22 protein-coding genes are annotated in these 21,289 nt (G+C 54.7%); 19 read left to right on the top strand and 3 right to left on the bottom strand.

Going from position 1 to position 21,289, the window contains the following annotated elements:
• Positions 1 to 178 precede the first annotated feature (178 nt).
• On the top strand, positions 179 to 1,510 hold the full coding sequence (locus tag I4V53_RS00935; RefSeq protein ID WP_195983543.1) for an MATE family efflux transporter: 1,332 nt from the start codon (positions 179 to 181) through the stop codon (positions 1,508 to 1,510).
• A 35-nt stretch (positions 1,511 to 1,545) separates the two neighbouring features.
• Here the strand turns inward: I4V53_RS00935 and ald are convergent, their stop codons facing one another.
• Positions 1,546 to 2,661 carry an alanine dehydrogenase gene (ald, locus tag I4V53_RS00930; protein WP_195983542.1) on the bottom strand — a complete coding sequence of 372 codons (1,116 nt, stop codon included), beginning with the start codon at positions 2,659 to 2,661 and terminating at the stop codon, positions 1,546 to 1,548.
• 380 nt (positions 2,662 to 3,041) lie between these two features.
• Here ald and I4V53_RS00925 point away from each other — a divergent pair, with 380 nt between their 5' ends.
• The 8 genes from I4V53_RS00925 to I4V53_RS00890 are packed head-to-tail and all read left to right on the top strand — an operon-like array spanning position 3,042 to position 10,722.
• On the top strand, positions 3,042 to 3,377 hold the full coding sequence (locus I4V53_RS00925) for a cupin domain-containing protein (RefSeq protein ID WP_195983541.1): 336 nt from the start codon (positions 3,042 to 3,044) through the stop codon (positions 3,375 to 3,377).
• A gap of 13 nt (positions 3,378 to 3,390) precedes the next feature.
• The gene (locus tag I4V53_RS00920) at positions 3,391 to 4,350 is read left to right on the top strand and encodes a sugar kinase (RefSeq protein ID WP_195983540.1); all 960 of its coding nucleotides are present in this window, start codon (positions 3,391 to 3,393) and stop codon (positions 4,348 to 4,350) included.
• Positions 4,340 to 5,194, top strand: a complete 855-nt coding sequence (locus I4V53_RS00915) for an amidohydrolase family protein (RefSeq protein ID WP_195983539.1) — start codon at positions 4,340 to 4,342, stop codon at positions 5,192 to 5,194. The genes I4V53_RS00920 and I4V53_RS00915 overlap by 11 nt, the downstream gene beginning before the upstream one ends.
• 1 nt (position 5,195) lies before the next feature.
• On the top strand, positions 5,196 to 5,624 hold the full coding sequence (locus I4V53_RS00910) for a secondary thiamine-phosphate synthase enzyme YjbQ (RefSeq protein ID WP_195983538.1): 429 nt from the start codon (positions 5,196 to 5,198) through the stop codon (positions 5,622 to 5,624).
• Between the two features lie 23 nt (positions 5,625 to 5,647).
• Positions 5,648 to 6,691, top strand: coding sequence for a LacI family DNA-binding transcriptional regulator (locus tag I4V53_RS00905; RefSeq protein ID WP_195983537.1), 1,044 nt, complete (start codon positions 5,648 to 5,650; stop codon positions 6,689 to 6,691).
• Positions 6,688 to 9,090, top strand: a complete 2,403-nt coding sequence (locus I4V53_RS00900; protein ID WP_195983536.1) for a glycyl radical protein — start codon at positions 6,688 to 6,690, stop codon at positions 9,088 to 9,090. Before I4V53_RS00905 ends, I4V53_RS00900 begins: the two co-directional genes overlap by 4 nt.
• A 12-nt stretch (positions 9,091 to 9,102) precedes the next feature.
• Entirely contained in the window at positions 9,103 to 10,014 is a 912-nt protein-coding gene (locus tag I4V53_RS00895) for a glycyl-radical enzyme activating protein (protein WP_195983535.1), read from the top strand.
• Positions 10,015 to 10,041: 27 nt separating this feature from the next.
• On the top strand, positions 10,042 to 10,722 hold the full coding sequence (locus I4V53_RS00890) for a fructose-6-phosphate aldolase (RefSeq protein ID WP_195983534.1): 681 nt from the start codon (positions 10,042 to 10,044) through the stop codon (positions 10,720 to 10,722).
• A gap of 249 nt (positions 10,723 to 10,971) precedes the next feature.
• On the opposite strand, the gene I4V53_RS00885 is transcribed toward I4V53_RS00890, so the two are convergent.
• Entirely contained in the window at positions 10,972 to 11,532 is a 561-nt protein-coding gene (locus I4V53_RS00885) for a YdeI/OmpD-associated family protein (RefSeq protein WP_195983533.1), read from the bottom strand.
• A 102-nt stretch (positions 11,533 to 11,634) separates the two neighbouring features.
• Positions 11,635 to 12,204 (bottom strand): folate family ECF transporter S component, encoded by a 570-nt coding sequence (locus I4V53_RS00880; protein ID WP_195983532.1) that lies wholly within the window; start codon positions 12,202 to 12,204, stop codon positions 11,635 to 11,637.
• Between the two features lie 293 nt (positions 12,205 to 12,497).
• Here I4V53_RS00880 and I4V53_RS00875 point away from each other — a divergent pair, with 293 nt between their 5' ends.
• The 10 genes from I4V53_RS00875 to I4V53_RS00830 all read left to right on the top strand — a co-directional run bounded on the left by I4V53_RS00875 (position 12,498) and on the right by I4V53_RS00830 (position 21,288).
• Positions 12,498 to 13,757, top strand: coding sequence for a diaminopimelate decarboxylase (locus I4V53_RS00875; RefSeq protein WP_195983531.1), 1,260 nt, complete (start codon positions 12,498 to 12,500; stop codon positions 13,755 to 13,757).
• A gap of 28 nt (positions 13,758 to 13,785) precedes the next feature.
• A complete protein-coding gene (locus tag I4V53_RS00870; protein ID WP_195983530.1) occupies positions 13,786 to 14,403 on the top strand; it encodes a TrkA C-terminal domain-containing protein in 618 nt (205 codons plus the stop codon).
• Positions 14,404 to 14,626: 223 nt separating this feature from the next.
• Positions 14,627 to 15,505 (top strand): YicC/YloC family endoribonuclease, encoded by an 879-nt coding sequence (locus I4V53_RS00865; protein WP_195983529.1) that lies wholly within the window; start codon positions 14,627 to 14,629, stop codon positions 15,503 to 15,505.
• Positions 15,506 to 15,532: 27 nt separating this feature from the next.
• On the top strand, positions 15,533 to 15,808 hold the full coding sequence (gene remA, locus I4V53_RS00860; RefSeq protein WP_050697940.1) for an extracellular matrix/biofilm regulator RemA: 276 nt from the start codon (positions 15,533 to 15,535) through the stop codon (positions 15,806 to 15,808).
• Positions 15,801 to 16,406: a guanylate kinase gene (gene gmk, locus I4V53_RS00855; protein WP_195983528.1), complete on the top strand. Its 606-nt coding sequence runs from the start codon at positions 15,801 to 15,803 to the stop codon at positions 16,404 to 16,406. The genes remA and gmk overlap by 8 nt, the downstream gene beginning before the upstream one ends.
• Positions 16,403 to 16,624, top strand: a complete 222-nt coding sequence (locus I4V53_RS00850) for a DNA-directed RNA polymerase subunit omega (RefSeq protein ID WP_050697942.1) — start codon at positions 16,403 to 16,405, stop codon at positions 16,622 to 16,624. The genes gmk and I4V53_RS00850 overlap by 4 nt, the downstream gene beginning before the upstream one ends.
• The gene (gene priA / locus I4V53_RS00845; protein WP_195983527.1) at positions 16,624 to 19,080 is read left to right on the top strand and encodes a replication restart helicase PriA; all 2,457 of its coding nucleotides are present in this window, start codon (positions 16,624 to 16,626) and stop codon (positions 19,078 to 19,080) included. The genes I4V53_RS00850 and priA overlap by 1 nt, the downstream gene beginning before the upstream one ends.
• 31 nt (positions 19,081 to 19,111) lie before the next feature.
• On the top strand, positions 19,112 to 19,585 hold the full coding sequence (gene def / locus I4V53_RS00840; RefSeq protein ID WP_195983526.1) for a peptide deformylase: 474 nt from the start codon (positions 19,112 to 19,114) through the stop codon (positions 19,583 to 19,585).
• Between the two features lie 42 nt (positions 19,586 to 19,627).
• A complete protein-coding gene (gene fmt / locus I4V53_RS00835) occupies positions 19,628 to 20,554 on the top strand; it encodes a methionyl-tRNA formyltransferase (protein WP_195983525.1) in 927 nt (308 codons plus the stop codon).
• A 32-nt stretch (positions 20,555 to 20,586) separates the two neighbouring features.
• Entirely contained in the window at positions 20,587 to 21,288 is a 702-nt protein-coding gene (locus I4V53_RS00830) for a zinc metallopeptidase (RefSeq protein WP_195983524.1), read from the top strand.
• Position 21,289 lies beyond the last annotated feature (1 nt).

Here is a 21,289-nt window from a genome sequence, read left to right as displayed (position 1 = left end):
GGCGGCTGTCGTTTTTTGGCTTGACAAGTGCGCGCAGGTCAGCTATAATAGGCGGCGTTAGACTTGAATATGCAGTACCGCCGGGTATTCAGCGTTGGATCTTCATGCCGTTAGGCCATCGGGCATGAAGCGTCTGGCGCTTTTTTATTTTTCCGGCCAAAAGAGAGGAGGAAATTATATGCATAAAACAGAACCCCTGCTCCGGACCTTTACGCGCTATGTTTCGCTCAATATTTTAAGCATGATCGGCCTGTCCTGCTATATTCTGGCAGATACCTATTTTATTGCGAACGGCGTGGGGAGTGCCGGCATCACCGCGCTGAACCTGGTGCTGCCCGTGTACAGTTTTATCAACGGAATTGGGCTGATGCTGGGGATGGGAGCGGCAACCTGGTACGCTATCCTGCGCGGCGAAAAGGATGCGGATTCGGCAAATCGGGTGTTTACCCATGCGCTGCTGCTGGGAGCCGCTGCCGGTGTTTTATTCACGGTATTCGGGGTTATAAATGCGGGATATCTGGCGCGTCTTTTGGGTGCGGAGGGAAATATCCACACGCTGGCAACTGTTTATTTGCAGACGATATTGTCGTTTTCCTGTCCCTTTATTCTCAACAACATTTTTGTCTGCTTTGTCCGCAATGATCAAAATCCAAAGCTTACCATGACCGCGATGCTGGCAGGCAGCCTGCTCAATATCCTTTTGGATTATATCCTGATCTTTCCTCTGCGGCTGGGAATGTTCGGCGCGGCCTTTGCGACAGGGCTTGCGCCGCTTGTCAGCATGTTGATTTTGCTGGCGCATAAACGGAAGGGGAAGAACCAGTTTCATTTAAGTCGGTGCGGTGTGAGCGGGCGACGGCTGCTCCGCATCCTGATGTTCGGTTTTCCCTCCTTCATCACGGAGTTTTCGTCCGGCGTCGTGATTCTGATTTTCAACATGGTGATTCTGCGTCTCGCAGGGAATACCGGTGTGGCCGCGTACGGGATCATCGCCAATATGGCGCTGGTGGCGGTTGGAATTTTTACCGGAGTGGCGCAGGGCATCCAGCCAATTGTCAGCACAAACTACGGTATGGGGGAACACCGCAATATAAAAAAGACTTTTTTCTATGCGGTGTTATTGGCGTTTGCCCTCGGCGTATGCTTTTATGTAGCAGGCCTTCTGTTTACCGCGCCGATTGTTTCTGTTTTCAATGGGGAACAGGATGCGGAATTGGCACGAATGGCGGAGGAGGGCGTCCGCCTGTACTTTCTTGCGTTTTTAATTATGGGGGTTAATATCGTAGCGGCGGCGGTCTTTGCCGCGCTGGAGCGTCCGGTGCAGTCGTTTGTGCTGTCCATTTCACGCGGAGGGGCGGCCATTGTACCTGTCATTTTCCTGCTGGCCTGGAGCTTAGGCATGACCGGCGTCTGGCTGACGATCCCCTGCGCGGAAGGAATTACGCTGCTTCTGACGGCGCTGTACAGCCTGCAATATTTTAGAAAGAAAAAAAGGGAACCAGCCGTTTAATTTGGCTGGTTCCCTTTGCTGCATCCGGATGTTTTTTAAAACAGGCTTTCTACGGGGGCGTACTCGCGGTTCTGCGCCTCCGCCACGGAGCGATAGGTCAGGCTGCCCTTGTAGACGTTCAGGCCTCTCAGCAGGGCGGGGTCGTCCTTCATCGCCTGTACGGCGCCTTTTTCCGCAATGCGCAGCGCATAAGGCAGCGTCGCGTTGGTCAGCGCAAAGGTGGAGGTGCGCGGCACGGCGCCCGGCATGTTGGCAACGGAATAGTGCACAACACCGAATTTCTCAAAAGTCGGGTTTTCCAACGTGGTGATCCGGTCGATGGTTTCCACGGAGCCGCCCTGGTCGATAGCCACGTCAACGATAACGGAGCCCGGGTTCATGGACTGGACCATATCCGCCGTAACCAGACGGGGCGTTCTGGCGCCCGGGATCAGTACCGCGCCAACCACAAGGTCCGCGCGCTGAACCGCCTTGGCAATGTTGTACGGATTGGACATCAGGGTGACGACGCGTCCGCGGAAAAGGTCGTCCAGATAGCTCAACCGCTGCGCGGAGACATCGAGAACCGTCACCTGTGCGCCGAGGCCGACCGCCATCTTGACCGCGTTGGTGCCGACGGTGCCGCCGCCAATAATGGCAATGTGCGCCGGTTCCACGCCCGGAATGCCGCCCAGCAATACGCCGCGTCCGCCGTTGCTTTTTTCCAGAAGATTTGCGCCGATCTGCACGGACATGCGCCCTGCGACCTCGCTCATGGGAGCCAGGAGCGGAAGAGCGCCGTTTGCAAGCTGTACGGTCTCGTAAGCGATACCGACGATTTTGCGATCCAGCAGGGCCTGCGTTTGCTTCGGATCGGGTGCAAGGTGCAGATAGGTAAACAGCGTCTGTCCCTCGTGCAGCCAATCGTATTCCGGAGGCAGGGGTTCCTTGACCTTGATAATCATTTCCGCATCGTCAAAAACCTGTTTGGCGGATGTATAGATTTCCGCTCCCGCGGCGCTGTATTCCTCGTTGGTGAAACCGCTTTCCAACCCTGCGTTTTCTTCGATGAGTACCCGATGGCCCGCATGAATAAACGCGTCCACACCGGCAGGGGTGATGGCAACGCGGCACTCCTGCGGTTTTATTTCTTTTGGGATACCAATAATCATGGGAAAAACCTCCTAATATGTCGATTTTCAACATTTGATACTTTATTGTAACATCTCATCACAGCGCGTCAATAGAAATAGAAAAATTTTAACAATTTGTTGGGCTGGCAATGGATATTGACAGCCTCTTCATGTAAAAATCGCATCGGAACGGCAAACTGGAAAAACAAACCGCAGGTCCTTGCTTTATCAGATATATGATATAGATAACTAATAATAATTTGTGATATTAAATGAAAAAGATAGATAAATTAAAAAATCAAAAAGAATCAACAAAATATCATAAAATATAAAGTAATTTCAGTATTTGTGATAAACATTGTATCAAGCGTATAATGAGCACAGTAAACAGAATGCGTTGCAGAAAGGAAGGGACGATTGTGCAGTACGGAGAAAGCATTCAGCCGATGGCGCAGGCGTCGGAGTCGTTTGGTGATTCGCTCATTTACCGCGCGCTGAAAACCGACCAGTTTGAAAGCGGCCTGCTCTGTTTGGAGCCGGGAAAGACCGCCGGCTACGATGCGGGACACAAAAACGCGGATGAGCTTTTCTATGTGGTGGAGGGGACCGCCTGTGTGGAATACCCGGCCACAGGAAAACAGGTTTTGGTGAAGCAGGGGGAGTTGATCGTCAACGACCGGGATTTGCCGCATGTGGTGAGTAATCCGGGAACGGAACCCTTAAAATTGTTGTTTGTCTGCTGTGCGGAGCACTGAAAGGAGTAAAACCATGGCTTATGATATTGTGACCATCGGCGGACTGCTGGTGGAAATTATGCGTAAAGAGGTAGATCGCCCGTTTGACCGGGCGGCGGATTTTATCGGGCCGTATCCGAGCGGAGATACCCCCATTGTAATTAATGCGGCGGCGAAGCTTGGCGGAAACTGCGCGATGATCGGCGTGGTTGGTCCGGACGATTTTGGAAAATGTGTTCTGGACCGTTTGCAGGAAAGCGGCGTTTCCACAGAGATGATCCGTGTGCAGCCCGGCGCGACCACCGGCACCGCGTTTGTGGGATACTATTCCGGCGGCAAGCGTTCCTTTATCTATCATTGGCGGCACGCAGCGGCCGGAATGCTGGACGAACAGGATATCCAGCCGGAAAAACTGCAGGGCGTCAAATGGGTTCATGTAACCGGCGTGACGATTTCTTCCAGCGAGAGCAGCGCACGCGCGGTGTATAAGTTGATTGAATGCCTGCCGGAGGACGCAAAGCTGAGCTTTGACCCGAATATTCGCCCGGAGGTACTGAGCGTGGAAGAAATCCGGGAAATCTGCCGTCCGGCGATCGAGCGTGCGGACATCGTTTTCCCGAGCGTCAGCGAGGCGGTAATGCTGACCGGCGCGCCGGACGATGAGGCGGGCTGCGCAGAGTGGGTCCGGCAGGGAAAGACCGTCGTGCTCAAGCGCGGGGAGCTGGGCTGCCGGATCTATCAGGGCGATACCGTGGTGGATGTGCCGAGTTATCAGGTGGAGGAGATTGACCCCACCGGTGCGGGCGACACCTTCTGCGGCGCGTTTCTGGTGGCAATGCTGGATGGTATGTCTCTGAAGGACTGCGGACGTTTTGCCAACGCGGCGGGCGCGCTGTCTGTAACGAAGAAAGGCCCCATGGAGGGCGCGCCGGACCGGGAAGCGGTACTGGCTTTGATGCGGAATGGAGAAGGAGGGGATTCCTTTGGTCATTGATCTCTGTACATATCCCGGGTTTATCCAGGAAATCAGCGAGGATCCGGAGCGCGTCGCATTCCGGCGCAAAACCTTTGGGCTATATAAACAGCATGTGTGGCCGATGAAGCTGTTCATCACACAATTAAACGCGGCGGGAATCGACAAGGCGGTCTTGCTGGGCGAGGATTTGACAACGCGCTGCGGCGGGTGTATTGTGACAAATGAGGAAATCCGGACGTTAGTGGATCTGGCTCCGGATCGTATGATTGGCTTTGCAAGCGTTGACCCGCACAGGGAGGATGCTCCGGCGGTTTTGGAAGACGCCTTTACCCGTTTACAGCTGAGCGGATTGGTGCTGAACCCGTCCACGCAGCGCTTCTATCCGGGCGATGAGGCGTTGGAGCCGTTGTATAGCCTCTGTGAACAATATCATAAACCTGTTATCTTCCAGATGGGCGTCAGCCTGCAGCCGGATGCGCCCGCCAAATACGGCAAGCCGCTTTTGGTGGAAGATGTTTTACTGGCGCATCCGAACCTGCGCGTCTGCGTATCGCACTTCGCGTGGCCGTGGGTGGAGGATGTCGCGGCGCTGTTGATTAAGTATCCGAATTTCTACGCGGATACGTCCATGCTGTATTTTGACTCTCCAAAGGAGTTTATGCACCACGTGTTCGGGCAGCAGCTGGGTACGTTCTGGCTGGATCGCAGTCTGCACAGCAAGGTGCTGTTCGGCTCCGGTTATCCGCGCATTGAGCAGCTGCGGATGAAGGAAGCGGTGGAGGACCTGGAGCTCCGTCCGGAGACGCTGCAAAAGGTACTGGGCGGCAACGCAGAACGTTTTATCTATGGGGAGGCGGATTAATATGGTATACTTTCAGGACGCAGAGGTTTTAACCGAAAAGCACTTCCAATTTGTCCGGCTGACAGATTCCGTCCGTAAAGCGGTCCAGGAATCTGGGATCCGAAATGGCATGGTGTTTGTGGTTACAGCCCATACGACCACCGGTATTACGGTGAATGAGGGGCTGGAATGCCTGGAAAGCGATATGGAAACTGTCCTGTGCAATTTGGTGCCGGACGACGCCCCTTACGTGCACGCGCACTGGCTGCCGACTTATGGCCGCACCTCCGCCAATGCAACAGGACACCTGCGCGCCATGGTGACAGGCAACCACTGCGCGTTCCCGGTGCGGGATGGAGAGATGCTGCTGGGCGCGGCGCAGGAAATCTACTTTGCGGAATTTGACGGCCCGCAGATGCGGAAAATCACCATTGAAGTGATGGGCGAATAACACAAAAAACAAGGAGAAACCGGATGAAAGTAACGCTGCAGTTCATTGCCGATAAGGCGCATGTTTCCCGTTCGCTGGTGTCCAAGGTGCTCAACGGCAAGCCGGTGCGGGTCTGTGCAGATAAGCGGGCGCGCATTTTAAAGCTGGCCTGCAAGTACGGATACCAGCCGCGCGGCGCCGGCGCCGGGGAGGACGGTCCGTTGGCCCGTGTGAAGCGGAAACATGTGATTGGCCTGATTCAGCCCAGCCTGGATTTTTTGTTCCTGACGGAGCTGACCAACGCCATCAGCCTGACCGCGAGGAAACTGGGCTATCAGGTGATGATCCTGAATTCCCATGAGGACGCAGAGACGGAACGGCGCTGTCTGGATATTTGCAGCAGCGGCATTGTGGACGGCGTCATCGTCAGCGCGTCGGACAATATGGCCAATTTGGACTACTGCCGCGCGCTGAAACGCAGGGGCCTGCCGATGGTGTTTGTGGACCGCTTCCTGCCGGACCTGGATTGCAGTTATGTGACCACCGACAACCGTGCCGGGGCGTTTGAGCTGACGGAAGAGTTGATTCAGCGCGGCCATAAAAACATTTTGTTCGTGTTCCATGGGCGGTCGATTTTTACCACGGCGCAGATGGACCGTTTTGACGGCTATCAGCAGGCGATGGCGGCGCATGGACTGGACAGCATCAAAGAATATATTTATTCCAACCGGGAGCTTTCTTATCAGCCGATCTACCGGGCCTACGGAGAGTCCCAGAAGTTTACCGCTATCATGCTGGCGACCACCTGGGACTTTGAACGCCTCGGCAAACTGGTGCAGGGCATCGGCGGGGGAGACCCGGTAGACATTGCCGCGTTTGACTCGTTTTCCCTGCGTTATCCGCAGGCGGGGCTTGCAGACGTCGCCGGCTGTTTCCGTGATCTTCTGATTATGGAGCAGGACCCAAATGAAATGGGAAAGCGCGTGGTAGAGGAATTAATCAATCATATTGAAAACGGTGAACATCCGTCGGAGCATGTTTATTTGAAACCACATATGATCTGTACAGAAAAAGGAGGTACCCCATGACCAGAACCGAACGTATTAAAGATTATATCCTTTCGACAAAGCCGGAAATCTGTCTGGAACGCGGCCGGATTTATACGGAAGAATGCTTGAAAAATATGGCCCAGCCCGTGGTGATCCGCCGGGCACGCGCATTCCGCCGCTATCTGCGGGAAATGACGCTGTACATCGGTCCGGACGATCTGCTGCTGGGCAACACAGCGAGCAAGCCGCGTGCGGCCGCTCTGTTCCCGGAATATGCGGTCAACTGGATCCGCGACGAACTGGATACCTTTGCAACGCGTCCCAGCCAGCAGTTCCCCGTATCGGAAGAGCAAAAGGCGGAAATCCAAAAGATGTGCGATGCATGGGACGGGGCCACGCATTTTGACCGTGTGGATTATACGCTCAAAGATACCATCGGAGAGTATCTGATGGAGCCGGGCCCGGACGGGAAAGGCCACCAGCATCCGAGCATCAACCAGACCATGTCCATCGAGCACAACCAGAACGGCGACGGGCATATCATCCCGGACTATGTCAGTCTGCTGCAAACCGGACTGGGCGCGGTGACACTGCACGCGCAAACGCGTCTGTCCCTGCTGGATGAGCACGACCCGGAATACCTGGACCAGCGTGCGTTCCTGGAGTCCGTTATTCTCTGTATGGAGGGGACAAAAGAGTATCTGGAACGGCTGGCACATCTGGCGATTGAAATAGCAAAGAGTGAGTCTGACGTGGGACGCAAAGCGGAGCTGACAGAGCTTTCCCGCATTTGCCATAAGATTTCCACAGAGAAACCGGATACCTTCTATGAAGCGCTGCAGCTTGTGCTGACGGTGCATCTGCTCATTCAGATAGAGTCCAACGGGCACAGCATCTCTATGGGCCGCATGGACTCCTTCCTGTATCCGTTCTACCGCCGCGACTGCGAGGATGGAATCATGGATGCGGAAAAGGCGCAGCAGCTGTACGAATGCTTCCTGCTCAAATGCTTTGAGGCGAACAAATTGCGCGATTGGGGCACAACGGAAATTCTCGGCGGCAACCAGCTGTTCCAGTCCATTACCCTGGGCGGACAGACGGAGGACGGCGAGACGGCAGTCAACCCGCTTTCGTATATCTTCCTGAAGGCGCTGGGCAACACCAACATGAACATTCCCACTGTGGTGGTGAGCATTGGCAAAACCACGCCAACTTCCTTTATCGAGGCAAGCCTGGAGGCGTTGGTCGCGCACAAAGGCGGCATGCCGGCCTTCTTCAACGACGACATTGCGGTGGACATGATGACCCGCGCGGGCGTCAGCCTGCGGGACGCGCGCAACTGGGCTTCCATGGGCTGCTCTGAGGTTCGTGTGCCGGGCAAACACGGTACAGGCGTCACGCCGGTGTATGTCAACATGCTCAAGATTTTGGAGCTGGCACTGCACGGCGGCTGCAACCCCGCGACAGGAAAGGTACTGTGCGCATCATCCAGGTCTTTAAAGGACTGCACATCCATCGACGAGGTAATTGCTCTGTTTGAGGAGCAGCTCGACTACTACCTGCCGTTTATCCCGAAGATCGAGAGCGCCATTGCGGAGAGTTACTTTACCCTGACTCCAACGCCGTTCCTGTCTGCCGTAATGAATTACCGCATCGATATGGCAAAGGACATTTCCTGGGGACGCGGGCCGAATTACAATGATACCATCGTACATGCGCATGGCTTCCCCAATGTGGCAAATGCGCTGACCGCTCTAAACCGCGTGGTGTTCCAGCAAAAGAAATATTCCATGGCGCGCGTAATGGAAGCGCTGGACGCAAATTTCGAGGGGGAGGAGAACGAGGCGATCCGCAAGGCGCTTCTGGATTGTCCCAAGCTGGGCAACGACGAAGACGAGGTCGACGCCATGTGCGACCGCATTTTCCGCATCATGCCGGAGAAAATGAAGCAATATAAGCCCCTGCGCGGCGGACAGTTCGGCTGCACGGCGCAGACCGTTGTTATGAATGTAATCGACGGCGAGGTGATCGGCGCAACGCCGGACGGCCGTCTCAGCGGAGAGGCGATTGCGGATAACCTGTCTCCTACGCCCGGTACGGATCACAACGGCCTGACGGCTGTGTTTAACTCCGTTGCAAAGATCGACCATGCGCTGATGGACAACGGCTCAATTCTGAACGTGAAGTTCCATCCTACATCCTTGAATGACGCGGAAAAGGTGGCAAAGGTTGCCAGTGCAATCCGTGTGTATTTCATGAAGGGCGGCTTCCAGGTGCAGTTCAATGTGGTCAGCCGGGAGGTGCTGGAGGATGCGCAGCGCCACCCGGAACAGTACCGCAGTTTGGTGGTCAAGGTTGCCGGTTTCAGCGCCTTTTATGTGGAGCTGGAAAAGAAATGGCAGGATCAGCTCATCGCGCGGACCGAATACGCATCGTAACGGAGAGCTTATATGGAAGAAAAAAGAAATCTGTCTGGTTGTGTATTTGATATTCAGCGCTTTTCGTTGGACGATGGACCGGGTATCCGCACGGTGGTGTTTTTGAAGGGTTGCAACCAGGTTTGTCCCTGGTGCCATAATCCGGAATCACTAAGCGGAAGGCCGGAAATCTTTCACGCGCATTCGCTCTGCACCCATTGCGGGAATTGTGCAAAGATATGCCCCGTTCAGGCGGTTTCCCTTGTGGACGGAAACTATGTGACGGACGGAGCGCTGTGCACACGGTGCGGCAAATGCGCCGCGGTCTGTACGGCGGACAGCTGCCGGATGATGGGGGAAAACAGGACGCCGGAACAGGTGATGGAAGCAATTCTGAAGGATCAGGCGTATTACGAGGTCTCCGGCGGCGGCGTGACGTTCAGCGGCGGGGAGCCGACGCTGCAGGCGGAGTTTTTAAAAGAGATGCTGCGCCTCTGCAAAGAGCAGGGAATCCACACAGCCATTGAGACAAACGGGAACAACGAGTGGGATGTTTATGAAGGTCTTTTGCCGCTGCTGGATTTTGTAATGATCGATTTAAAGCACACGGACGATGCCATTCATCAAAGAGTGATCGGCGCGTCAAACCGCCGGCCTTTGGAGACGCTTGCAAAGCTCTGCGGAAGGGTGCCGCTGGAGGTTCGCACGCCGGTAATCCCGGGCTTTAACGATCAGGTCCTGCAGCTGCAGGAGATTTTGGATACGGCGCGCGAAATGGGCGTACAGACGATCCGCCTGCTGCCGTACCATGCGTTTGGCATCGGCAAATATACCGCGTTGGGAAAAGCGTATCCCTACCCGGCGCGGGAGTCCATGCGCAAGGAGGAGCTGGAAGGGCTCCTCCAAAATGTGAATACGGACGGCTTAACGGTAAAAATCGGGTAGCTGCCATCCGCAAAGGAGTAAAGAGTAATGGAATTTTTATTGGATACCGCAAATCTGGAATGGATTCGCCGCTGCTGCGACGCATTTTCGATCACCGGCGTTACAAGCAACCCCAGCATTTTGAAGGCGGAAGGAAAACTGGATCTCTTTGCGCATTTCCGTAAAATCTGCGCGTTGATCGGACCGGAACGGACGCTGCACATTCAGGTTCTGGCGGAAGACTGTGAGGGAATTCTGGCGGAGGCCGCAACCATTTTGCAGCGGGTGGACGAACGGGTCTATATCAAAGTGCCAACGACGGAAGAAGGCCTCAAGGCCATGAAGGCGCTGAAGGCGAAGGGCATTGGCGTGACAGCTACCGCGATCTATTCCAAAATACAGGGCTTTTTGGCAATTGCTGCTGGGGCGGATTTTATCGCGCCGTATTTCAACCGCATGGAAAACCTGGATGTTGACGCGCGGGAAGTAATTTCCGCATTTGCAGAAATGATCAGCCGTACCGGCGCGAGTACAAAAATTTTAGCTGCCAGCTTTAAGAACATTGCACAGGTGAACGACGCACTGCTGGCGGGCGCACAGACCGTAACCGTACAGCCTGCGCTGCTTTGCGACACGCTCAAAAGCGCGTCGGTGGAAAAGGCGGTCAGGGATTTTGCCGCGGACTGGAAAGCGGTGTACGGAGAAGAGACCTTGCAGAGCATGATGTAACCGCAAGCAGGAAAAATCGGCGGAAGAAACACGGAGACCTTTATCCCAATAATGATAGAAGACAGCGCAATGTACAAAAGTACGTTGCGCTGTTTTGTTCTGGACGCGTTATAAATCAAAAGGCAGCGCTGGAATTTCCAGCGCCGCCTTTGCGATAAGGGGATACATTTTTCTAAATATGGGGTTACCGGACATTGCGGAGCATTCGGTATCGTGTTTCCTGATTCGTATACAGTCGAAATGTAATTCCTACATGGGCTTCAGATTTTTATCCAGCCGTTCGAGCATCCATGCAAAGCGCTTTTCCCGGCCAGCGTCTGTTTTTGCGTCAAAATAAGCGCGGGTGTACGTCTTTTTGACGGAGGGCGGCATAGCCGTAAAATTTGTACAGGCGGGTTCATGGCCCTGCAACAGGGCGGACAGGCACGCGATTTGTTCCTCTGTAATAGCCGGAGGCTTCGGCGCATCCCACTGGCCGTTTTTCTTGGCTTCTTCCATTTTGTTTTTGCCCCAATCGGTCATTCTGCCCTGCTGGATCAATCGCTCGGCCAGCGCCTTATTTTTCTCCGACCATTTGCTGTTTTCCCGCCGGACGGAGAAGTATTTTCGATACGTTTTGTCGTCGATGCTTTGCATTTGCCCGTCGATCCAGCCAAAGCACAACGCTTCTTCCAAGGCTTCGTTTGCGGTGAGCGTAACCGGTCCGCCTTTTTTGCCAAACAAAAGCCATACACCATCGCTGCTTGTACCGTTTTGCTCCAGCCATGCGTGGAAAGAGGCCCGGTCGGGAAAGATCAAATATTCCTTCATTAAATTTCCTCCTTAAATATATGCGGGTTTACATGGTTGATTGTTCTCCATTATACGGTAAATCCGGCTGGATGGAAAGACCGGTCGATCGATTCTTTACCATTATGTTACGGCGGTGTGCCGCACGATCTTTTGAGCTGCCCGTCCTACGGCCACAAGCAGCAGAATTTCAAGCGGCAGGAGCAGCAGGCTTTTCATCAGCCGGGCCGGAAGTAGAAGCTCGTACGATTTACCGTACAGCATCACAAGCCAGAAAGTATTTAACAGGACGTTGAGCAGCAGGGAAACGGAGATTCTCGCCGCGGCAATGCGGCCAAGAGAAACAGGACGGCGGTATAAAAAGGTACCGTACAGGAAACCTTCAAGAGCAGCAGTCAATGTAAACCCGGGAAAGTAGGGGCCGCCGGGCGCGATAAAGAATGTTAAAATATCGCCGATAGCGCCCGCGTTGAAGGCAACCACCGGTCCAAACAGCATGCCTGTCAATGCGCTGATTAGAAATCCAAAACTGATCCGGGTCTGCGGCGTCAGCTGCAGACGAAAAGAAGACAGAGCGATGTTCATGGCGATCAAAAGTGCGGTCATGACCAAAGATTGCAAGCGCTTTTGTTCGGCGGCGGATTGCCGCAGGGCAGAGAGGAAGCTCTGCCACCAGGATTCGTTTTTATGCATAGAATACCTCCATCACAATGGGATAAAAACTATTTTTTATTTTGCTCGTTCTGGATGGACGGCGGTTTACCGCCTGCAAATTGGGGATGACTGCCGCCCAAATTCGACCAAACGCTCTCGATTATAGCATATCGCCGCACACCCGGCAAGGAAGGCGGCTGGAAATGAATCTTTATGCGTTCTTATCTTGACAAAATTCGGAAAATTTCTTATACTTATACCGTATTTTTGAAAGTTGATTATTGCTAACTTGCGGCGGCAATGAATGAAATAAGGAAAGTAGGAGCCTGAATATGAAAAAAACGTTTGTTACAAAGGAGCAGCTGCAGCAGATTGTGGAACAGTATCCGACGCCGTTCCATTTATATGATGAAAAGGGAATCCGGTCGTGTGCGCGCAACCTGCAAAAGGCTTTTTCCTGGAATCCGGGATTTAAGGAATATTTTGCGGTGAAGGCGACGCCCAATCCGTTTATTTTAAATATCCTCAAAGAGGAAGGCTGCGGCGTGGACTGCTCCTCCCTGACAGAGCTGATGATGGCAAAGGCCTGTGGATTTGCCGGGGACGACATCATGTTTTCGTCAAACGTCACGCCCGCGGAGGATTTTCAATACGCTTCAGAGTTGCGTGCAATTATCAATCTGGACGATTTTACCCACATTGATTTTCTCAATAACCTGGTGGGCATTCCGGAGACGATCAGCTGCCGGTATAATCCGGGCGGCGAATTTGCGATCAGCAATACCATCATGGACAACCCCGGAGAGGCGAAATACGGTTTGACCAAGCAACAGATGATCGAAGGTTTTCAAAAGCTCAGGGAGCTGGGCGCAAAGCACTTTGGCATCCATGCGTTTCTGGCGAGCAACACAACCACGAACGAATATTATCCGACGCTGGCCCGTATCCTGTTTGAAACGGCGGTGGAGCTGAAGGAAAAGACCGGCGTACACATTGCGTTTATCAATCTGTCCGGCGGCGTGGGAATTCCCTACCGGCCCGATGAGGAGCCGGTGGACATCTTTGCCGTCGGCGAGGGCGTGCGTAAAGCGTTTGAAGAAGTCCTGGTCCCGGCGGGTATGGGCGATGTAGCGATTTATACAGAGCTGGGCCGCTACATGCTGGCGCCGAATGGCTGTTTGGTGGCGACGGCGATTCATGAGAAGCATATTTATAAGGAATATATCGGCCTGGATGCCTGTGCGGCCAACCTGATGCGTCCCGCGATGTATGGTTCCTACCATCATATCACAGTGGCCGGCAAGGAAGACCAACCTTGCGACCACAAGTATGACGTCACGGGCGGACTCTGCGAGAACAACGATAAATTCGCGATCGATCGGATGCTGCCGAAGATTGACAAGGGCGACCTCATCGTGATCCACGATACGGGCGCGCACGGGTTTTCCATGGGCTACAATTATAATGGAAAGCTGCGTTCCGCGGAGCTCCTTTTAAAGGAGGACGGCTCCACGGAATTGATCCGCAGGGCGGAGACGCCGGAAGACTATTTTGCAACCTTTGATTTTACAGGGCTTTTCAAAGACCTGTAATGTAAAAAAGAAGTGGCAGGCGACAGAGATGAAAAGCAGCCCCAATCCGCCGATTTATGAGCAGGTGGCGTTTGATATTGCAAAAAAGATCGCCGCAGGCGTGATTGCCGAAGGAGAGCGGCTGAGCGGCCGGTCTCTTCTGGCGGCGCAGTACGGTGTTTCCTCAGAAACGATCCGCCGCGCGGTGCGCTGTCTTGCGGACGCCGGCGTTGTGGAAACGCAGGACAACGTCGGTTCAACCGTGGTGTCTCAGGGAAACGCGGTCAGCTATACGGAAAAATTTCAGCTGGATCATAACACCCGAAATTTGAAGCGGGAGATGCACCGCCTGATTGAACAGCGCAACCGTTTGAACGACCAGATTTTGGAGCTGATGGATCGCATTACCGATTTGAACGGGCGTTTTGCAGAGAGCGATCTGCTTCGCAACTATGATTTCACCATTCCCTCCACTTCTTCCCTGAGGGGAAAGAGCATCGGGGAATCGGGCTTTTGGCAGAACACCGGGGGGACGATCGTGGCGATTCGCCGGGGTGAGGAAATTCTTTTGTCCCCGGGTCCGCATGTGCGGTTCCAGGCAGAGGATGTGCTGGTGGTGGCTGGCCTGCCGGGAATTGTGCCAAGAGTCCGGGAATTTATATCGTAGCACCGGCCCGCGGAGCGCTTCCGCGGGTCTTGCCATTTTCCGGAGGGAAATCTGGAACTGCCGGTCAAAATGCGCGTAAAAAGGAGAAAACGGGAGAGAGAAGAAGGGCGGTCCCCGTCTTGACAATAGATACCTCAAGCTGTTACAATAAAAACATATGTAAAAAGCTGGGGCGCGCTGTCCCTGAGAAGGTATGAATTACATTTTGAATTGAGATGATGATGTGATCAAAAGCATGACCGGCTACGGCAGGTTTGAGGGAGTCATCAACGGCCGCGGCATTGTTCTGGAGATGAAATCGGTCAATCACCGGTATTTCGAATTTTCCTCGCGCATCTCCCGTGGGTATGGCTTTTTGGAGGAAAAGTTAAAATCTTATTTGCAGGGAAAAATTGCACGCGGCAAGGTGGACGTGTATGTTTCCATTGAGACGCTGGAGGATGCGGATGCGCAGGTACTGGTGAACCACTCGCTTGCAGCGGGGTATGTCCATGCGCTGCGCGAGCTGGCGGAACGGTACCAGTTGCGGGATGATTTGTCCGTTGGTACGCTGGCCCGGTATTCCGACATCTTTACCATCCACAAGACGCCCGAGGACGAGGACTCCATATGGGAAGCGGTCCAAAAGGCCGCGGAGGAAGCGTTTGGTTCCTTTGTGCGGATGCGGGAGCGTGAGGGGACGCGCATGAAGGAAGATATTGAACTGCGCGCGCGGACGATCCTGGATCTGGTGGCGCAGATTGAGGAGCGCTCCCCGCAGACCGTGGCGGAGTATCAGCAGAAGCTGCAGGCACGGCTGGACGAAATGCTGGCGGATGCGAAGGTGGACGAGCAGCGGATTCTTACGGAGGCTGCTATTTTTGCGGATAAGGTGGCCGTGGCGGAGGAAACCGTCCGCCTGCGCAGCCACTTTGACCAGCTGGATCATATGCTGCGTGCAGATGCGGCGGTGGGAAGAAAGCTGGATTTCCTGGTACAGGAGATGAATCGGGAAGCGAATACCATCGGCTCCAAAGCGGTGGATGCGCAGATTGCCCATCTGGTGGTGGATATGAAAGCGGAAATTGAGAAAATCAGGGAACAAATCCAAAATATTGAATAAAGACCGGCTTGAGGAGGCATTTTTAAAATGAAACTGATTAACATTGGCTTCGGCAATATGGTATCCGCCAACCGGCTGGTTGCGATTGTCAGCCCTGAGTCCGCCCCGATTAAGCGCATCATTCAGGATGCGAAGGAAAAAGGTACGCTGATTGACGCAACGTACGGCCGCCGCACCCGTGCGGTGATCGTGACGGACAGCGACCATGTCATTCTTTCCGCCGTGCAGCCGGAGACGGTTGCCAACCGCCTCAATGACCACGACGAGTTGGACGACGAGGAGGAAATCGACGAGGATGACTAAGGGTCTTTTGATTGTATTGTCCGGCCCTTCCGGCGCGGGCAAGGATACAATTCTTCATACGCTCTTGCAGAAGAGCCAGGATTTGCGCCTGTCGGTATCCGCCACCACGCGGCACCCGCGCGAGGGAGAGGTGGACGGCCGGGATTACTTTTTTGTCACAAAGGAACAATTCCTGGCGATGCGCCAGAATGGAGAAGTCCTGGAAAGCGCGGAGTACTGCGGCAATTATTACGGGACCCCGGCAAAGCCCATCCGGGATTGGATGGATGCCGGCAGCGACGTTGTCCTGGAGATTGAGGTGCAGGGCGGCGGCCAGATCAAGCAGAAATGCCCGGACTGCGTCAGCGTATTCATTCTTCCGCCCTCTGTTGGGGAGCTGGAGCGCCGCCTGCGCGACCGCGGTACAGAATCCGAGGAGGCCATCCAAAAGCGTCTGCAGGCTGCCCGGCAGGAAATTCTACAGGCTAAGGCATATGATTATGTTGTCATCAACGACACGGTGGATAACGCCGTGGCTGCGATCCAGCACATCGTTGCCGCTGAGAAATATAAGAAGGACAGAAATCTTGATACAATAGAAGGAGTTCTGCAATTATGATTAAACCGATCAAAGATTCTATGTTGGGTCCGAATCAGAGCCGTTATTCCTTTGTGGTGGGCATTGCGAAAAGAGCGCGGGAAATCTCGGCGGAAGCGGAGGCGAAGGGGGATATTCTGATTGTCAAGCCCGTGGATTTGGCTTTGGACGACTATGCGCAGCATAAGTTTAAGATCATCGAAACGCCTGAGCCGAACGACGACGACACGGAGGCGTAATGCCGGCGTTGTATGCCAGGGTGGCAGTTGAGAATACCGCCTATCATTTTGACAAGGCCTTTGACTATCTGGTTCCGCAGGAGCTGGCGCAAGCGGCCCGCCCGGGCTGCCGCGTGCTGGTGCCCTTTGGAACAGCGAACAGCCGGAGGCTGGGAATGATCCTGGAGATTTCCCGGGAAAATGAAACAGACAATCCAATCAAAGAAGTGGTAGCGGTGCTGGATCAAGCGCCGCTTCTTTCGAGAGAGGGCATTTTGCTGGTTCCCTGGCTCAAAGAGCGGACGTTCTGTACCTTGTTCGAGGCGGTGAAGCTGCTGCTGCCCGCCGGAATCAATTTAAAGCTGAAAACGGAATACACGGTTTCCCGGGCGGGCCGGGAGGCGGACGATTCGGCACGTCCGGCGCCGGAGCGGCAGATTTTACAATACCTGTACACCCGGAAGAAGCCGGTGGAGCGCGAAAAGCTGCTGAAAGCCCTGGGGCTTCCCCGCGACAGCGCGACGCCGGAAAAGCTCTTCAAAGAGGGAATTTTGGAGAAAAGCGGCTCTGCCGTCCGGCAGATTAAGGACGCGGCGCAGAAAATGGTTCGTCTTGTTGAGGGGGAAACCCTGCCGGCAAAACTGACGCCGAAACAGAAGAGCGTGTGTAAAATTCTTGCGGATACGGGAAGCGCATCGCTGAAGGAGCTGTGCTATTTTGCCGGGGTCACGCCTGCCGTTGTCAACGCGTTGGTGACGAAGGGATTGGTCCGCTATTACGAGGCGGAAATTTACCGTAATCCGTACGAGGACATCAAAGAACCGGGACAAACGGAGCAGATCGTCTTATCCGGCGAGCAGCAGGCGGCCTTTGAAAACCTGCTTGGCCAGTACCGGCGGGCGGCGGGCGGCGCGTCGCTCCTGTTCGGCGTGACGGGGAGCGGAAAGACCTCCGTGTTCATGCGGCTGATTGACGAGGTGCTGGCGGATGGAAAAAACGTCATTGTGATGGTACCGGAGATTTCCCTGACGCCGCAGAGCCTGGCATTGTTCCACCGGAGATACGGGAAGCGCGTGGCGGTTTTCCACAGCGGTTTGTCCCTTTCGGAGCGGTTGGATGAGTGGAAGCGCGTGCGGCGGGGAGAGGTTTCCATTGCGGTGGGGACCCGGTCCGCGGTCTTCGCGCCGTTTGAAAACCTCGGCCTGATTATCATGGACGAGGAGCAGGAGTATACATATAAATCCGAGTCGTCGCCACGGTACCATGCGCGGGACGTGGCAAAATTCCGATGCGCTTATCACAAGGCGCTGCTGGTGCTGGCCTCCGCGACTCCGTCCATGGAGAGCTACTACCTTGCGCAGAACGGGCGCTACTCGTTGAACCGCCTGACAGTCCGTTACGGGGGCGCAAAGCTGCCGGAAGTCCGCTTTGTGGATATGAACCGGGAGCTGGATGCGGGTAACGACAGCATTTTCAGCCGGGAGCTGCTGGCTGGCCTGGAAGAAAATTTGAAAATTCACAAACAGTCTATCATTTTGCTGAACCGCAGGGGTTACAATACTTTTGTAAGCTGTAAAGCCTGCAAAGAGGTGATGACCTGCCCCAATTGCAGTATTTCACTGACATACCACGCGGCGAACCAAAGACTGATGTGCCATTACTGCGGGTACTCCATCCCTTTTACAAAAGAGTGTCCGGTCTGCCATGAGGATAAGGTTTACTATTCCGGATTTGGCACACAGCGCGCGGAAGAGCAGCTGCGGGAATTTTTACCCGACGCCCGCGTTCTGCGTTTGGATACAGATGCTGCGATGTCCCGTTTTGCCTATGAGGACAAGCTGCGCCGCTTCTCCGGCGGGGAATACGACGTGATCGTCGGCACGCAGATGGTCGCCAAAGGGCTGGATTTTGAAAATGTCACGCTGGTCGGCGTGCTTTCAGCGGATCAGGCTTTATATGGAGACGATTTCCGCAGCTATGAACGCGCCTTTGACCTGCTCACACAGGTGGTGGGCCGCGCGGGCCGCGGGCAGTTTGCCGGGGAAGCGATGATCCAGACATTTACGCCGGAAAACCCGGTTTTGTCTCTGGCGGCCAGACAGGATTACCCCGCGTTTTACGAGGGGGAGATCGCGCTGCGCAAGGCGATGCTGTATCCGCCGTTTGCAGATTTGTGTGTGATCGGCTTTGTGGGAACTTTGGAGTCCAAGGTTGCGCAGGCGAGCCAGTCGTTTATGGATATGCTGCGCCGTCTGGCTGAATCCGAGTATAAACGGGAGCCGCTGCGTGTTTTGCCGCCGTCACCGGCATTAATCGGCAAGGTCAGCAATAAATATAGATATAAATTGATTATGAAATGCCGCAACAGCCGAAACTTTCGCCAGATGGTCGCACGGCTGCTGGCTGCCTTTGCAAAAGAAAAGCGGTTTGCGGACGTAACGGCGTTTGCGGATATGAATCCCGATATGATATTATAAAACAAAGAATGCAGAAAATGGAGGAAATAGAATGGCCATTCGTAATATTGTCAAGGACGGGGACGAGATCCTCACACAGGTGTGCCGCCCGGTCGAGAAATTTGATGAAAAGCTGGGCGTCCTGTTGGACGACATGATTGAAACCATGAAATCTGCCGACGGCGTCGGTCTCGCGGCGCCGCAGGTGGGGATCCGCCGCCGGATTGTGGTGATCGATGTGGGCAGCGGCCCAATAGAGATGATTAACCCGGAGATTGTAGAGCAGAGCGGCGAGCAGGAATGCGTGGAAGGCTGCTTATCCTTTCCGGGCTTGTACGGCTTTACCAAGCGTCCCATGCGCGTGGTGGTGCGTGCGCAGAACCGGGAGGGGAAATTCTTTGACCTGGAGGGCGAGGAATTATTGGCGACCGCCTGCTGCCATGAGATCGATCACCTGAACGGCGTGGTTTTCAAGGCGCATGTAACCCGGATGCTGACGGAAGAGGAACTGGAAAAGCTGCAATAAGAACGGAAAAAAGCGGGCGAGTCCCGGATAGGATGATGGAAAATGCGGATGATATTTATGGGTACGCCCGAATTTGCGGTCCCGTGCCTGCAAAGCCTGCTGGACGCGGGACATGAGATCTGCGCGGTTTATACCCAACCGGATAAACCGAAGGGCAGGGGGTACGCACTGGCGCCGCCGCCGGTCAAGGTGCTGTCGGAGAAAAACGGCCTGCGGGTCCTGCAGCCTAAAACGCTGCGCACACCTGAGGCCGCAAAAGAGGTCCAGGACCTGTGCCCGGAATGCATCGTTGTGGTGGCATATGGGAAAATTTTGCCGAAGGAAATTCTGGAGATCCCGCGCTATGGGTGTATTAACGTGCATGCGTCTCTGCTGCCGAAGTACCGGGGCGCGGCCCCTATCCAGTGGGCGGTGATCAATGGGGAGCCGATGAGCGGCGTGACCACGATGTACATGGCGGAAGGGCTGGATACCGGCGATATGCTGCTGAAGGCGGAAACGGAGATCGGCCCGGAGGAAACCGCCGGAGAGCTGCACGACCGTCTTTCCCGGATGGGCGCAGAGCTGATCGTTAAGACGATCGAAGCCCTTCAAAACGGAACCGTGCGGCGCACGCCGCAGGGCGACGCAGAAACCAGCTATGCTTCCATGCTGACCAAGGAGCTTGGGAACATCGATTGGAGCAAACCGGCGGAGGAAATCCACAATCTGGTGCGCGGTCTTTCCCCGTGGCCGGTGGCGTTTACCCATTATCAGAACAAGCGGCTGAAAATTCACCGCGCCCGGGTGGTTCCCGGGTTCGGCGGCGCAGCGGGCACTGTGCAGGCGCGCAAGGACTGTTTTATCGTCGCTTGCGGCGGACAATCGGCCCTGGAGCTGCAGGAGGTCCAATACGAGGGCGGTAAGCGGATGAAGGGAAAGGATTTTCTCTGCGGCCATCGTCTGGACCAGGGCGGCGTGCTGGGCTGACATCTTCTGAATCAGTAGGAGAAACAAAAGATATGGGATTGTATTATTTCGATTATCGCTCTTTTATAATCATGATTCCCGCGATCATCATTTCGATGTACGCACAGATCAAGGTAAGTTCCACATTCAATAAGTATTCCCGCATTATGACTGCGCGCCATATGACCGGAGCGGACGCCGCGCAGCGGGTGATGCAGTACGGAGGCGCGTTTGGCGTGCAGATTCAGCACATCGGCGGCAGTATGACCGATAATTTTAACCCTTCTACCGGCGTCATCAGCCTGTCCGATCCGGTGTATGCTTCCTCGTCCATCTCTGCGGTCGGCGTGGCGGCGCATGAGGCGGGGCATGCCGTTCAGCATGCGCAAGGGTACCTGCCCAACAAGATCCGCGCGTCGCTGGTTCCTGTAACGCAATTCGGCTCGCGGCTGTCCATGCCGCTGATTTTTATCGGCCTGCTGCTGCCGGTGCAGTACGACTTTTTTGTAACCCTTGGAATCGCCTTGTACAGCCTCTGCGTTTTGTTACAGCTGGCAACGCTGCCGGTGGAGTTCAACGCGAGCGCACGCGCTCTGCGCGCGCTGGATGAGACGGGGATTCTGGACCAGCAGGAATTGCTGGGGGCGAAGAAAGTGCTGCGGGCGGCGGCGATGACCTATGTTGCGGCGACCTTTACGGCGCTGCTGTCCCTGCTGCGGCTCCTGTTGATTTTTGGAAACCGGAGGCGCGACTGAT

Source organism: Clostridium sp. D33t1_170424_F3 (assembly GCF_015667585.1).
In the GTDB taxonomy this organism is placed as follows: domain Bacteria; phylum Bacillota; class Clostridia; order Oscillospirales; family Acutalibacteraceae; genus Anaeromassilibacillus.
The sequence above is the reverse complement of the archived record's forward strand: the minus strand, read 5'-3'. Positions and strand labels throughout refer to the sequence as shown.

Excerpts from the sequence above, each read along its gene's own strand:
- I4V53_RS00880 (WP_195983532.1), bottom strand. The coding sequence starts at position 12,204 with ATGCATAAAAACGAATCCTGGTGGCAGAGCTTCCTCTCTGCCCTGCGG.
- I4V53_RS00850 (WP_050697942.1), top strand. The coding sequence starts at position 16,403 with ATGATTAAACCGATCAAAGATTCTATGTTGGGTCCGAATCAGAGCCGT.
- I4V53_RS00935 (WP_195983543.1), top strand. The coding sequence starts at position 179 with ATGCATAAAACAGAACCCCTGCTCCGGACCTTTACGCGCTATGTTTCG.
- I4V53_RS00895 (WP_195983535.1), top strand. The coding sequence starts at position 9,103 with ATGGAAGAAAAAAGAAATCTGTCTGGTTGTGTATTTGATATTCAGCGC.
- I4V53_RS00870 (WP_195983530.1), top strand. The coding sequence starts at position 13,786 with ATGAAAAGCAGCCCCAATCCGCCGATTTATGAGCAGGTGGCGTTTGAT.
- remA (WP_050697940.1), top strand. The coding sequence starts at position 15,533 with ATGAAACTGATTAACATTGGCTTCGGCAATATGGTATCCGCCAACCGG.
- I4V53_RS00890 (WP_195983534.1), top strand. The coding sequence starts at position 10,042 with ATGGAATTTTTATTGGATACCGCAAATCTGGAATGGATTCGCCGCTGC.
- I4V53_RS00900 (WP_195983536.1), top strand. The coding sequence starts at position 6,688 with ATGACCAGAACCGAACGTATTAAAGATTATATCCTTTCGACAAAGCCG.
- fmt (WP_195983525.1), top strand. The coding sequence starts at position 19,628 with ATGCGGATGATATTTATGGGTACGCCCGAATTTGCGGTCCCGTGCCTG.
- def (WP_195983526.1), top strand. The coding sequence starts at position 19,112 with ATGGCCATTCGTAATATTGTCAAGGACGGGGACGAGATCCTCACACAG.
- I4V53_RS00910 (WP_195983538.1), top strand. The coding sequence starts at position 5,196 with ATGGTATACTTTCAGGACGCAGAGGTTTTAACCGAAAAGCACTTCCAA.
- I4V53_RS00905 (WP_195983537.1), top strand. The coding sequence starts at position 5,648 with ATGAAAGTAACGCTGCAGTTCATTGCCGATAAGGCGCATGTTTCCCGT.
- I4V53_RS00920 (WP_195983540.1), top strand. The coding sequence starts at position 3,391 with ATGGCTTATGATATTGTGACCATCGGCGGACTGCTGGTGGAAATTATG.
- I4V53_RS00875 (WP_195983531.1), top strand. The coding sequence starts at position 12,498 with ATGAAAAAAACGTTTGTTACAAAGGAGCAGCTGCAGCAGATTGTGGAA.
- priA (WP_195983527.1), top strand. The coding sequence starts at position 16,624 with ATGCCGGCGTTGTATGCCAGGGTGGCAGTTGAGAATACCGCCTATCAT.
- gmk (WP_195983528.1), top strand. The coding sequence starts at position 15,801 with ATGACTAAGGGTCTTTTGATTGTATTGTCCGGCCCTTCCGGCGCGGGC.
- I4V53_RS00830 (WP_195983524.1), top strand. The coding sequence starts at position 20,587 with ATGGGATTGTATTATTTCGATTATCGCTCTTTTATAATCATGATTCCC.
- I4V53_RS00885 (WP_195983533.1), bottom strand. The coding sequence starts at position 11,532 with ATGAAGGAATATTTGATCTTTCCCGACCGGGCCTCTTTCCACGCATGG.
- ald (WP_195983542.1), bottom strand. The coding sequence starts at position 2,661 with ATGATTATTGGTATCCCAAAAGAAATAAAACCGCAGGAGTGCCGCGTT.